We start from the raw sequence: 11841 nt of genomic DNA on the forward strand, positions 1-11841 counted from the left end.
AAATATAGGGGATGGTGGCAACCGTTGTGAGACCACCAATTACTGCGCTGATTAAACAGATGCCGGCAGTCGCAACAAATTTCTTTTTTGGTCGGTGGTGAGCGATCGGTACTTGTTGCTCAGGAGAAAACATTATTTTAAGTTCCTTGTTTTCGTTATAGGCACTTTCAGAAGGATTGATATTGTCGTCCTGTGGTAAATTAGTTTCGTTATCCATGATTAATACCTCCTGGTTAATACTCAATTTTAGGTGAGATACCAAATGAATTTTGCTTTAACATTTTGCAACTATTTTCTGATCACGATGTCATATCCCTTGGCTACTCTCTAAGGATAACTAAAATATGTGAAGTAAAAAGGTGCAAATTGTGAAGTTTTTTTAGGGATTAAGTCACAGTTTTGCGAAATGATGAACATAAAGAAGGGTAGAAGTAATTTACACTTCCACCCTTCTTTATGTTCGAAGGTTCCTATAGCTATACATCTTAACTAATTAGGTCATCCGCTTTATCTTTAAGCGTAGCAGCAATTTGTTTTAATTCTGTATTGAGGTGTTAATAGAAGTAGATGCTGCAGCTTGTTTCTCACTGTCAGCAACCATTTGTTCGAGAGATCTGGTTCTGGTTAATAGTTGCTTATCATCGTTTATTATTGATAATTCGTTGATAAACAATAATATTGTATGCTATACTAAAGTATTATGAAAATTTGTTAAGGAAGTGATGAAGGTGAATAATAACTATTTCGCAAGGTTTATGAATTTGCTGGTTTTTATATTCATTGTGATTATGGCGTTCGTTCTTCCTACCCTGCCGATTTTAGTAAAAAGATATCTTGAATATGCTGGTAATCATACCTTAAATGCTCTATGGATAACGTTTTTTTTGTATTTGACGGCAATACCATTTGTAGTGTTGCTTTTAATGGCTAAAAAACTATGTAATAACGTCTTACGCCAAGAACCCTTTAGCCATAGCAGCGTAACCCTGTTGAATATCATCAGTATTTGTGCTTTTGCAGATTTCTTTCTCTATGCTATTGGCACGTTTGCTGTTTTAAAAAACTTGTTGTCACTTACTGTAATGGTAGCTGCTTTCATGGTGGGACTTGTAGGTCAAATCTTGATACAACTTGTTAAGCATGCCATGGAACTAAAGCAAGAAAATGATCTTACGATTTGAGGTGAGGGGATGCCGATAATAGTTAATGTTGATGTGATGCTTGCAAAACGTAAAATGAGTTCAACTGAGCTTGGTGAAAAAATTGGTATAACCCTAACCAATTTATCAATCCTTAAGACCAACAAAGCAAAGGCAATACGATTTTCTACCTTAGAGGCAATATGCAAAGCTCTGGATTGTCAACCAGGGGATATTTTAGAATATAAAGTACCATGAATTTTGTGAAAGAGTGATTAGTCATTTAAAAAGAGAATATCTAACGTTGTTTTTTCCTTAGGCTTAACCCTATACCAGTTATTAATAAAGCTAAGGCAGAAATAGCGGTCGTAAAAAGCGGTTTGAAATTCTTTTGATTGTCAGGGGGTTGTGGCAGAGGTTGGGTAGATACTTCAGTTCCCAGCGTGGCTTGAGTTAGAGGTTCTTTAGTAATAATGGTTTTATAATCCGTAACATCGTAATAGGGAGAACCGGCGGCAGTGTTTCCATAAGCTAAACGATAATAACTGTTCCCTAGATCCTTAAAAACCAGTCTATCAAGATAGTAGCTGAACCTTACGGAGTTTAAATCAATTGGTAGATTATCACGGTTATGGATGATAAGCTTAAGCTCATCGAAACGGTTAGTACTGGCCCAATTAATATCCTTTTTTGGAAGAGAAGGCTCTAAAGGGCGATTTACAAGTGTTCCTTCAGTTAGATACCATTTCGTCTGGCCGCTCATTCCGTAAAGTACATAATTTCGTTCAAACGTATCATCTGAGTGTAACTCTAAACCAAATCCGTTTAGATGGTTCACCGCAATCGTAATCACGGTATCATTGCCATCTTGAATTGTGGAATAGGGGGTTGTCGTTGTGGCGATGCTCGAGTCTTGGAAATAAGGGACTTCTTGCTCCTTATCATCAAAAATCCTTACATCCTGAAGTTGGGGTTGGTTACTGTGAGTATAAACATCCTTATCCAGAACGATAAATTTATACCCTGCCAAGTTATTGGTTTGAATAGGTTTTGAATATTGAAAACTGCTTCCAGCATATGCTGGTGTTGCTAATAGAAAAAAGCTCACTAGAATGGTTGCAATTTTATGCATCATAATTAACATCTTGAACTCGGTCGTTTGTCGGGGCGTATTGAAATCACCTTGCTTGCTCAAGAATACCCCACCTTTCTTGTTATCCATTATAGTACTCTCTCCGGGTGGAAAGATAGCTATAAGTAGTGACCGTTTGTCCTTTAGGATAAACCTTTAGGATAAACTTTGTACTCTGATGATCACGCATAATATGAAGGCTTCCTTAGAGTTTGGAACAAGGACAACTATGATGCAATGAGGAAAAAATTATTCTTGATCTGCAGGGACAGGAAAGAAGCACTATGACCATTGAACGACTGATCACCCAGTTTGAAAATAGAACGGAGCAGAGCTTGACAATGACAGAATGTTGTTAAGTTGAACAGCAATTCATAGTTACATCGTTAATAATGAACTTATAAACAAGGCTGGAAGCACATGCTTCCAGCCTTGTTTATAAGTGCCACGCATAGTTCTTAACTAAACATTCTGTTCAGATTAAGAGAATAATATGGTATTGATTGTAAGGATCTAAAAAGGTGATGGAAGATTCATAACGCCGTATAATAAAACTTCTTGTTATTACAAATAATAAGTATCGTAAAAATTAATAATCCCGAAAAAGGAGTGTGTTTTCATATTGATGAAGGTGAATAAGCTGAAAATCAAAGACTCAATATTAGTTGGAATAATTGGCGGATTAATTGGGGTTACTTGTATGGATATCTCTAATATAATCCTATATCGAAATAGAAGAACGGAAGCTCTATATGGGTATTTAGCCGGGTCGATGATTATGAAACCAGCAAAATTAAAAAAAGGTAAAAATTTTCTTATTGGTCAGTTATTTCATATGACGGTAGGCTCAGTGCTAGGTGTCGGGATGATAGAAATCTTAAAAAGATTTGGTAAGGACCATCATATTATTAAAGGCGTCTTCTTATCGGTGACTACATGGGGATTTTTATATAATTTCGGGCAAAAAATGGGTTTTTATAGAATGAATCCTCGTTTAACCCAAAGCGGCTATGCTGCAATTTGGCATCATCTCATCTATGGTTTGGCAACGTCTCAGGCGATAGTAACTTTGGCCGATCCAAGTGTTTTTTCGCAAAAGGAATTCGGCAATGAAACCTCGAATTCAGCAAATCGGGAACTAAGTAGTAACATTCGGACCGTCTATTCAGATATGAATATTAATTCAGCAGAAGCAACATCCGATTTAAATTAGATGGTTCAGATATCTGTATCCTAGCCATAGGCACATATGTATTGACAAGAAGGACATACCTATCTATACTTCGTTTATGACATATAGAGTCGAAAATCTGAGAAAAAGAGAATAGGAGGTAATTTTACATTTTAGGTTATTATGTGTTGGCTAGAATAAGGAGGAAATAAGAATGAGAAAAATGGCTTCAGTTCTCGTATCTGCATTATTAGCAGGTGCACTTGTTGTGTCCGGATGTGGAACCCAATCGCCAAATACCAGCACTACTGGGAGTAGTGGAAGCGAAGATGTGATCAAAATCGGGGTTTTCGAACCAATGACCGGAGCAAATGCTGCCGGGGGGGCGTTAGAAGTTGAAGGGATCAAACTAGCTAATAAACTCTATCCAGAGGCTCTTGGTAAGAAGGTTGAATTAATAACAGTTGACAATAAATCAGATAAAGTGGAGGCAGCTAGCGCGGCTTCGCGGCTGGTAGAAAAAGAGAAAGTATCGGCAATCATTGGGAGTTGGGGCAGCTCACTTTCTATGGCCGCTGGAGATATTGTAAAGAATGCCAAAGTCCCGACAGTAGCGGCATCCGCAACTAATCCACTCGTTACAAAGAATAATGACTTTTATTTCCGAGTTTGCTTTATTGATCCGTTTCAAGGGAAAGTCATGGCCAACTACGCTTTTAATAAACTGAACGCTAAAAAAGTGGCCATTGTTCAAGAAGTCTCCAGTGACTACTCTATTGGTCTTGCCAAATTCTTCACAGATTCGTTTAAAGAATTGACGGGAGACCAAAATGCGATTGTTGGTGTGGCTAACTATAATACGGGAGACCAAGATTTCTCTGCCCAATTAACCAACATAAAAGCGAAAAATCCTGATGTTATCTTTGCACCAGGTAACTTCACTGAATCAGCACTTCTTATTAAACAAGCTCGACAACTTGGAATTAAAGCGCCGATCATTGGCGGAGATACATGGGAGACGCCTGAATTTATCGATATCGGTAAAGATGCTGTTGAAGGCGCTGTCTTCTCGACCTTCTTTACTTCTGAAAAACCAATTACGCCCGAATCCGAGAAGTTCTTAGCGGAATACCGCAAAGAAAACCCTGATAAAGAGCCGGCTGCGGTCACTGCTTTGGGATATGATGCCTATATCGTAATTCTTGATGCTATCAAGAAAGCCAATTCCTCAGATCCTGTTAAAATCCAAGAACAACTGGCTAAAACAAAAGACTTCCCTGGAGCAGCAGGTATGATTACACTTGATGAGAACGGGGATGCAGTAAAAGATGCAGTCATTAAACAAGTAAAAAATGGAAAGTTCACCTACATGGATATCATTAAAGCCAAATAACATTTGAGACTATGCAAATCAGATACCTAATCAAAAGTTTGTTTGGCTACCGATACGCTTTCCTTCGCTGTAAGGGGAGCGTATCTCTTATGAATAGATATAAGCGATCTCTTATCAATTAATATAAGGAACAATGAGGTGATAAACTAAGGTGATGAACTTTAACGCGGCTTTTCAGTTTTTGACGGGGATGGACTTAAGTACGTTTTTGCAGCATTTAGCAAACGGGATTTCCCTAGGAAGTTTATATGCCTTGGTGGCCATTGGTTATACTATGGTTTATGGAACTTTACGCCTCATAAACTTTGCCCATGGCGATGTGTTTATGATGACGACGTATTTCGCATTTTATGGTGTTTCCACGTTTATGCTCCCGTGGTATGTTTCCTTTATCTTGGCTATTATCTTAACGGCTGCCCTTGGGATGTTGCTCGAAAGAGGGGCTTACCGCCCACTCCGCGATGCGCCGAAGATTTCCATTATGATCTCGGCGATCGGAGCGTCGTTCTTACTCGAAAACTTGGCGGTTGTGTTATTCGGCGGACGTCCCAAGGCGTTTCCTACCGTTAAGGTTTTAACGGATAGTATCCAGTTTGGATCGGTTTCCATCCAAAAACTTACCTTCGTTATTCCAATTGTAACAATCGTTTTCCTTATAGGACTTCTATATTTAATCCACAATACGAAAACGGGGATGGCTATGCGGGCTGTTGCAAAAGATTACGAAACGGCTGGGATTATGGGTGTAAACGTGAACCTGACAATTTCTCAAACCTTCGCAATTGGTTCCATGCTGGCTGCTGTTGGCGGGATTATGTGGGGGCTCAAATTTCCCCAGATTGCTCCACTGATGGGGGTAATGCCAGGCCTTAAAGCCTTTATTGCGGCCGTAATTGGAGGGATCGGAAATATTAAAGGGGCCGTGATTGGCGGATTTATCCTAGGTATTGGAGAAATCATGATTGTTGGCTTTCTCCCAAGCCTGAGTGGCTACAGAGATGCGTTTGCTTTCGTGTTTCTGATTGTCATTCTGTTATTTAAGCCGACTGGGATCACCGGCGAGAAAATAGCGGAGAAGGTGTAACTATGAAACAAAAAAAGACACTGTTGACAGTTATTGCAATTCTTGTTTTATTCCTAGGAGTTTATCTGGCCGATCAAACTCTAGATTCATACAAGATGAGGATCTTAAATCTTTGCGCTATCTACGTCGTTCTTGGCTTAAGTATGAATTTAATTAATGGTTTTACCGGGCTGTTCTCACTTGGGCATGCCGGATTTATGGCAGTTGGTGCGTATACTACGGCCATTCTCACGATGCCGGACGTAGTGAAAGGGCAGAACTTTTTCATGGTTCCAATGATGAAGCCTCTAGACACCATGCACGTGCCCTTTTTCCTAGCACTCCTAATTGGAGGGATTTTTGCGGGCATTGTGGGTTATTTGATTGGTGCACCGGCTTTGAGGCTTCGAGGGGATTACCTAGCAATAGCGACCCTGGGTTTTGCGGAAATTATTCGGGTAGTTTTCACAAATATGCAAAGTGTTACGAACGGAGCCCTCGGACTTAAGAGCATTCCGGAATCGTCTAATATTTGGTGGACCTTCGGGGTTGCTACGGTAACTGTACTTTTTATAGGGTCGCTCATTAACAGTAGTTATGGTCGGGCGTTTAAAGCAATCAGGGAAGATGAGATTGCGGCTGAAAGTATGGGAATTAGTCTCTTTAAGCATAAGGTCCTAGCTTTTACCATCGGGGCCTTTTTTGCGGGAGTAGGTGGTGGACTCTTAGGAAGTTTACTGGGAACCATTGATCCCCTGATGTTTCGTTTTTTCCTTACCTTCAACATTCTGCTTATTATCATTCTTGGAGGGATGGGGAGTATCACTGGAACTATTATTTCGGCGTTTATTATCACCATCGGTGGAGAAGCCCTGCGTTTCCTTGATGAATCTATGACAATTGGTAACCTTGTTATTCCAGGCATTTCCGGTTTGCGAATGGTTGTTTTTTCAGCCCTGCTCATGATTGTCGTCCTTTTCTTTAATAGGGGAATTATGGGGACCAATGAATTCACCTGGGACAGGCTTTTTGTTAAGTTTGGCAAAAAACCTTTGGCCAAAGGAGGAAGCAAATAGTGAACCTATTAAAGGTTGAAAATGTCTCCATGATTTTTGGCGGGTTGACAGCAGTCAAGGACTTTAACCTTGATTTAAACCAAGGAGAAATTGTTGCTTTGATTGGCCCAAACGGCGCAGGAAAAACAACTGCTTTTAACATGATTACTGGAGTCTATAAACCTACAATCGGGCGGATTAGTTACAAAGGAAACGATATTACAGGGCAAAGGCCGGATCAGATTACTAAGCAAGGAATTGCGCGGACGTTTCAAAATATCCGTTTGTTTAAGGACCTGACTGTACTTGATAATGTCTTAATTGCTAATCATTTGCACCTTAAATCTAATTTTTTAGAAGCCACCTTTAAACTTCCCCGCTACCGTCGGGAGGAGAAGGAAATCTTGGAGAAATCCCTTAACCTCCTGGATAAAGTGGGGCTTGTGGATGCGCAGGGTGAAAAATCCAGTTCACTTCCTTACGGCAAGCAGCGGCGTTTGGAGATCGCGCGGGCTTTGGCAACGAATCCGGAGATTCTCCTTTTGGATGAGCCAGCTGCGGGAATGAATCCCAAGGAAACTGACGATTTGACCGAGTTTATTCGCCAAATTCGGGATGAATTTCATTTATCTATTTTCATGATTGAACACCATATGCAAGTTGTCATGGGGATTTCCGATCGGATTTGTGTTTTTGATCATGGAGTCACGATTGCGCAAGGAAATCCCTATGAGATTCAAAATAACCAGAAGGTGATTGAGGCGTACTTGGGGGTGGCAGAAGATTATGCTTAAAATCGAAAACTTGAGTGTCGCCTACGGTGGGATTGAGGCCTTAAAAGGGATCAGCCTGGAGGTAGAGGAAGGGAAAATCGTCACCTTGGTGGGAGCCAACGGTGCTGGGAAGAGCACGGTGCTGCGCTCAATTGTCGGTCTCGTTAAACCTAAAGCGGGTACTATCACTTATCATGGAAAAAATTTGCTGGCGGAGAAGCGCCATAATATTGTAAAAAATGGGATTACCTTGGTACCGGAAGGGCGACGTGTTTTTCCGGATATGACGGTGTTAGAGAATTTGAAGCTTGGGGCTTTTACCCGCAAGGATCATCAGGGAATTAAGGAGGACATCGAGTGGGTTTATACCCTCTTTTCCCGGCTTAAAGAGCGAGAATGGCAACTCGCCGGTACACTGTCCGGCGGCGAGCAGCAGATGCTTGCAGTGGGACGGGCCCTCATGTCCCGCCCCAAACTTCTCATGATGGATGAACCATCCCTGGGGCTTGCTCCGCTCATTGTCAAAGATATTTTCAACATCGTTCGGGAGATACACCGCCAAGGGATGACCATTCTTTTGATCGAGCAAAATGCCAATGCAGCATTACACATTGCAGATGTGGGTTATGTCATTGAAACTGGACGAATTATCCTTAAAGGATCTGGAAAAGAGTTATTGGCCAATGAAGATGTGAAAAAGGCCTATTTAGGTGAGAGTGTCACAATGCAGAAGGGCTAAGCTTGTTATCTGTTGAAATAGTTTAGCACTCACAAGAGAAGATGCTATAGTTTGTGCATTAATTAGAGGTTACCGCACCTTAACGTCTGTCCTTATCTGGGGCAGACGCTTTATTTTGTAGACGACGTTGGTGCTATTCATTGATGTAAACAATGACATAGCAAAGACTATGGGGACAATTTAGTAGACAATGTATTGAAAGAAAGCAGTCGGCTTTGGCAGTTTTTAGGAAATCGAGGAAATCGGGCTTGAAGAGTTGAAATTCATAGGTTTGAGTGCTATTATTATATAAACCGTTGAAGGGGAAGTAAAACCGCAAGACCAACCTCACAGAGAGTCGAGCAGGCTGGGAGCTCGGCAGGTAACGGAGCGGGTAAATGGGCCCTTGAGGGTGGAGCGAAAAGGCTTAGGCTTTAGTAGCTACCAACGCAAAGCCAGCGTTATTGGGCAAAGGGTGTGTTGGCACTCTGCAGGAGAGGATGCATTTGTTTTTTGTGCATCAATTAAGGTGGTACCGCAGATTAACGTCTGTCCTTATCTAAGGACAGGCGTGTTGTTTTTGTGCCACACTTCGTTCTATCATCATAAACGCAGATGAGGTGGAACGTGCAGAGAAGGAACCCCGCAAATTATTAAATTTGAGGGAGGTTATTTATATGAAAGATTTGAGATTGGCGAGATTTTCGACTGAGCGAAGTACTATCGAGGTCAAGGGGGTAACCATAGGAGGAAAAGAGATTATCCTAATGGGTGGACCCTGTGCTGTGGAATCGAGTATCCAAATGAGCCGCTCAGCCAGAACCGTAAAAAAGGCAGGAGGCAAGATCCTGCGGGGTGGGGTTTTTAAACCACGCACGTCACCCTATAGTTTTCAAGGCTTAGGTTTGGAAGGACTTAACTATTTGGTTCAAGCTGCTAGAGAAAATGACTTACTCTGTGTCACCGAAGTGATTGACGCATCAAGTTTAGATTTAGTGGGTGACAAGGTTGACCTTATTCAAATCGGTGCTCGGAATATGCAAAATTTTGAGCTTCTAAAGTTAGCCGGTACAATCAGTAAACCAATTATTTTAAAACGAGGATTGTCGGCAACCATAGAGGAGTGGTTGTTGGCTGCCGAATATATATTAGCTGCGGGTAATCCCCAAGTGATCCTTTGTGAACGAGGCATTCGCACATTTGAGCCCAGTACTAGAAATACCTTAGATCTAAGTGCCGTTGGAGTGGCTAAAGAACTTTCTCATCTGCCAGTTATTGTTGATCCAAGTCATGCAGCGGGTAGAAGAGATTTGATTTCCGCGTTATCTAAAGCCGCTATTGCAGGAGGTGCGGACGGCTTATTGATCGAAATGCACCCTAATCCTGCCGAGGCCACAAGCGATGGGCCCCAGTCCTTGTACCCGGAACAATTTATCCAATTAGCTCGAGAGCTAGGAACAGTTGCCGGGTCAGTAAATAGAGTTTTTGCTTGTGGTGGACAGGAAGATGAGGATACCCTTGAATCTCTGCGCACTCAGATTGATAACATTGATCAAAGTATCATCAAATGTCTAGTGGCCCGCATGAAAATCGTGGGAAAAGTAGGAGATCAGAAACGCTTGGATCGGGTTAAAGACACCAACCGAGAAAAAGAAATTATTCAGCGCCTAGTTAACTTAGCTGAAGAATTACAACTTCCCTCTGAGCTAGTCAAAAAAATCTACCCTTTAATTTTTGAGTTCGGAGTTCAATCCCAAATCAAAAGTAAAGTTGCCCTAGATAAAGAATTAGACCTTTCGTGTTATCCCCTGGGAAGTAAATGATTTTCAGGTAGGTGCGCCACAGAAATCCTGCTGTTTTTTAGCTGAATGTATTCAGTACCTTGTATTCGTCAAGCCTAGGTAGAAATATCCTAGGCTTTTCCATTTGTGAAAAGGTTTAATATCATATTTGCTCCAAAAACACATAGAATTGACAGAGGTTTACTCCTCTTGCTACGGAGGATGTCGAAGGAAGCAAGGGGAAATGAATAAAGGGATGGAAATTAACACTCAAAATTTTTTGACTGTTCATTTTTTTAATATTATTTGCTTAATAAAGTTTTCTCAAAGAAGGTTTTTCAACATAATTCGCGAATTTATTCTTAAATGATCTGCTTGAGGGCCATAATACGGTAATAAAGTCGACGAAAGAGGTGAACTTGTGTGCGTTCGCTTAAGCATCAAATTCTCATACTCCTGCTATGTTCGCTTGTTTTACTAGCTGGTAGCTTCCTCGCGATCCTAGGTTGGTATATGAAAGATCGTGATGTAGCTGCCGCTATGATTAAAGCTAAAACAGATCTGGCAACATGTAGGGAAATTATAGATAAGACATATCCTGGCTCATGGTCAGTTCAGGACGGGAACCTATATAAAGGAACCATTAAAATCAGTCTTAATAATGATTTAGTGGATCATTTAGCCCTTCTAACGGGGGACACTGTGACCTTGTTTTGTGGGGAGACGCGGGTAGCTACCACAGTGCGCGGCTCAAACGGCGAACGAGCGATAGGTACCAAGGTTGCCGCTAATGTAGCCCAGACAGTATTGCAAAATGGCCAGACTTATTTAGGCGAGGCTACGGTTGTTGGACAGCGATACCAAACAGGTTATGTCCCTTTACGAACATCGACAGGTAACATTATTGGGATCTTTTATGTAGGAATCTCCCATGCCTATGAGCAGGAAATTATCACAAGGTCTTTGATCACAATGGCTGAAATAGGACTAGCCTTAACTATCTTGGTAGCGCTTCTGACTTGGTTTTTCCTTCAGAAAGTTATCATCCACCCCTTGCACAATATCATGTTAGGAACTCGGGACGTAGCAACGGGACATCTTACTCAGAAGATCAAGGTTTCCGGCGCCAAGGAAATTGGAGAGCTGGAAGATGCCTTCAACCAGATGGTAGAGCAGATCCAATCATTGACAGGGGAAATTAGCAGGGCGACGACTGGCAGCAATAATAGCGATGATCCAACTGAAGGCGAAATTAATACAGCTACACAACCGATCGAGACTAATAAAGCAATAACCGAACTAACTATCAAAAATACGGTCCCTACTGATCAGCAGCCACTATCTGGACTGAATATGGCTTTGTGTATTGGCGAAGAAGGACTGCCCAAAGGCTTAAACCAATCCACTCTCGCTCAAATAGTACAGTTTCTACAAGCAACTCGCCGTCCCCTCTCTGCTGAGGATGTCGCGGAAGGTGTTAAGCTGACTCGGGTCACCGTACGTCGCTACCTTGAATTTCTAGAACAAAGTGGACTATTAAAATCTGAACAGAAATACGGCACTGTCGGCCGACCGGTTAAGCTGTTTATCCCATTATAGAAGGCTCCCTTGGGGGG

At 41.6% G+C, this 11841-nt stretch carries 11 protein-coding genes, 2 pseudogenes and 1 other annotated feature; of the genes and pseudogenes, 11 read left to right on the forward strand and 2 right to left on the reverse strand.

Annotated features, from left to right (window positions below):
* Nucleotides 1–217: pseudogene (locus DSBG_RS20355) on the reverse strand (trypsin); the annotation flags it as partial.
* A gap of 571 nt (nucleotides 218–788) precedes the next feature.
* On the opposite strand from DSBG_RS20355, the gene DSBG_RS20360 reads away from it, so the two are divergent.
* Nucleotides 789–1181: a DUF2975 domain-containing protein gene (locus tag DSBG_RS20360; RefSeq protein ID WP_207647273.1), complete on the forward strand. Its 393-nt coding sequence runs from the start codon at nucleotides 789–791 to the stop codon at nucleotides 1179–1181.
* Between the two features lie 9 nt (nucleotides 1182–1190).
* Entirely contained in the window at nucleotides 1191–1397 is a 207-nt protein-coding gene (locus DSBG_RS20365; protein WP_009622554.1) for a helix-turn-helix domain-containing protein, read from the forward strand.
* Nucleotides 1398–1437: 40 nt separating this feature from the next.
* Here the strand turns inward: DSBG_RS20365 and DSBG_RS20370 are convergent, their stop codons facing one another.
* Nucleotides 1438–2361 (reverse strand): DUF3999 family protein, encoded by a 924-nt coding sequence (locus tag DSBG_RS20370; protein WP_068966687.1) that lies wholly within the window; start codon nucleotides 2359–2361, stop codon nucleotides 1438–1440.
* A gap of 70 nt (nucleotides 2362–2431) precedes the next feature.
* Between DSBG_RS20370 and DSBG_RS23875 the strand changes: the two are divergent.
* From DSBG_RS23875 to DSBG_RS20410, 9 genes and pseudogenes are all read left to right on the forward strand, one after another.
* Nucleotides 2432–2635, forward strand: a pseudogene (locus DSBG_RS23875) (ABC transporter ATP-binding protein); the annotation flags it as partial.
* A gap of 261 nt (nucleotides 2636–2896) precedes the next feature.
* On the forward strand, nucleotides 2897–3484 hold the full coding sequence (locus tag DSBG_RS20375; RefSeq protein ID WP_068966689.1) for a hypothetical protein: 588 nt from the start codon (nucleotides 2897–2899) through the stop codon (nucleotides 3482–3484).
* 172 nt (nucleotides 3485–3656) lie between these two features.
* Nucleotides 3657–4835, forward strand: coding sequence for an ABC transporter substrate-binding protein (locus DSBG_RS20380; protein ID WP_068966692.1), 1179 nt, complete (start codon nucleotides 3657–3659; stop codon nucleotides 4833–4835).
* A 190-nt stretch (nucleotides 4836–5025) separates the two neighbouring features.
* The gene (locus DSBG_RS20385) at nucleotides 5026–5919 is read left to right on the forward strand and encodes a branched-chain amino acid ABC transporter permease (protein WP_068966704.1); all 894 of its coding nucleotides are present in this window, start codon (nucleotides 5026–5028) and stop codon (nucleotides 5917–5919) included.
* Between the two features lie 2 nt (nucleotides 5920–5921).
* Nucleotides 5922–6974 carry a branched-chain amino acid ABC transporter permease gene (locus DSBG_RS20390; RefSeq protein ID WP_068966694.1) on the forward strand — a complete coding sequence of 351 codons (1053 nt, stop codon included), beginning with the start codon at nucleotides 5922–5924 and terminating at the stop codon, nucleotides 6972–6974.
* A gap of 29 nt (nucleotides 6975–7003) precedes the next feature.
* On the forward strand, nucleotides 7004–7747 hold the full coding sequence (locus tag DSBG_RS20395; RefSeq protein ID WP_207647274.1) for an ABC transporter ATP-binding protein: 744 nt from the start codon (nucleotides 7004–7006) through the stop codon (nucleotides 7745–7747).
* Nucleotides 7740–8465: an ABC transporter ATP-binding protein gene (locus DSBG_RS20400; RefSeq protein WP_068966698.1), complete on the forward strand. Its 726-nt coding sequence runs from the start codon at nucleotides 7740–7742 to the stop codon at nucleotides 8463–8465. Before DSBG_RS20395 ends, DSBG_RS20400 begins: the two co-directional genes overlap by 8 nt.
* A 287-nt stretch (nucleotides 8466–8752) precedes the next feature.
* Nucleotides 8753–9004 (forward strand) — a binding site (T-box leader).
* 99 nt (nucleotides 9005–9103) lie between these two features.
* Nucleotides 9104–10267: a bifunctional 3-deoxy-7-phosphoheptulonate synthase/chorismate mutase gene (locus DSBG_RS20405; RefSeq protein WP_282434242.1), complete on the forward strand. Its 1164-nt coding sequence runs from the start codon at nucleotides 9104–9106 to the stop codon at nucleotides 10265–10267.
* Nucleotides 10268–10648: 381 nt separating this feature from the next.
* Nucleotides 10649–11824, forward strand: coding sequence for a cache domain-containing protein (locus DSBG_RS20410; RefSeq protein ID WP_068966702.1), 1176 nt, complete (start codon nucleotides 10649–10651; stop codon nucleotides 11822–11824).
* Nucleotides 11825–11841: the final 17 nt, after the last annotated feature.

It is taken from the genome of Desulfosporosinus cupriresistens (assembly GCF_001707885.1).
Classification (GTDB): domain Bacteria; phylum Bacillota; class Desulfitobacteriia; order Desulfitobacteriales; family Desulfitobacteriaceae; genus Desulfosporosinus.

What these genes read in the sequence shown, in the direction of transcription:
- DSBG_RS20375 (WP_068966689.1), top strand. Translation starts at nt 2,897, where the DNA reads ATGAAGGTGAATAAGCTGAAAATCAAAGACTCAATATTAGTTGGAATA.
- DSBG_RS20390 (WP_068966694.1), top strand. Translation starts at nt 5,922, where the DNA reads ATGAAACAAAAAAAGACACTGTTGACAGTTATTGCAATTCTTGTTTTA.
- DSBG_RS20395 (WP_207647274.1), top strand. Translation starts at nt 7,004, where the DNA reads ATGATTTTTGGCGGGTTGACAGCAGTCAAGGACTTTAACCTTGATTTA.
- DSBG_RS20385 (WP_068966704.1), top strand. Translation starts at nt 5,026, where the DNA reads ATGGACTTAAGTACGTTTTTGCAGCATTTAGCAAACGGGATTTCCCTA.
- DSBG_RS20365 (WP_009622554.1), top strand. Translation starts at nt 1,191, where the DNA reads ATGCCGATAATAGTTAATGTTGATGTGATGCTTGCAAAACGTAAAATG.
- DSBG_RS20380 (WP_068966692.1), top strand. Translation starts at nt 3,657, where the DNA reads ATGAGAAAAATGGCTTCAGTTCTCGTATCTGCATTATTAGCAGGTGCA.
- DSBG_RS20360 (WP_207647273.1), top strand. Translation starts at nt 789, where the DNA reads ATGGCGTTCGTTCTTCCTACCCTGCCGATTTTAGTAAAAAGATATCTT.
- DSBG_RS20400 (WP_068966698.1), top strand. Translation starts at nt 7,740, where the DNA reads ATGCTTAAAATCGAAAACTTGAGTGTCGCCTACGGTGGGATTGAGGCC.
- DSBG_RS20370 (WP_068966687.1), bottom strand. Translation starts at nt 2,361, where the DNA reads ATGGATAACAAGAAAGGTGGGGTATTCTTGAGCAAGCAAGGTGATTTC.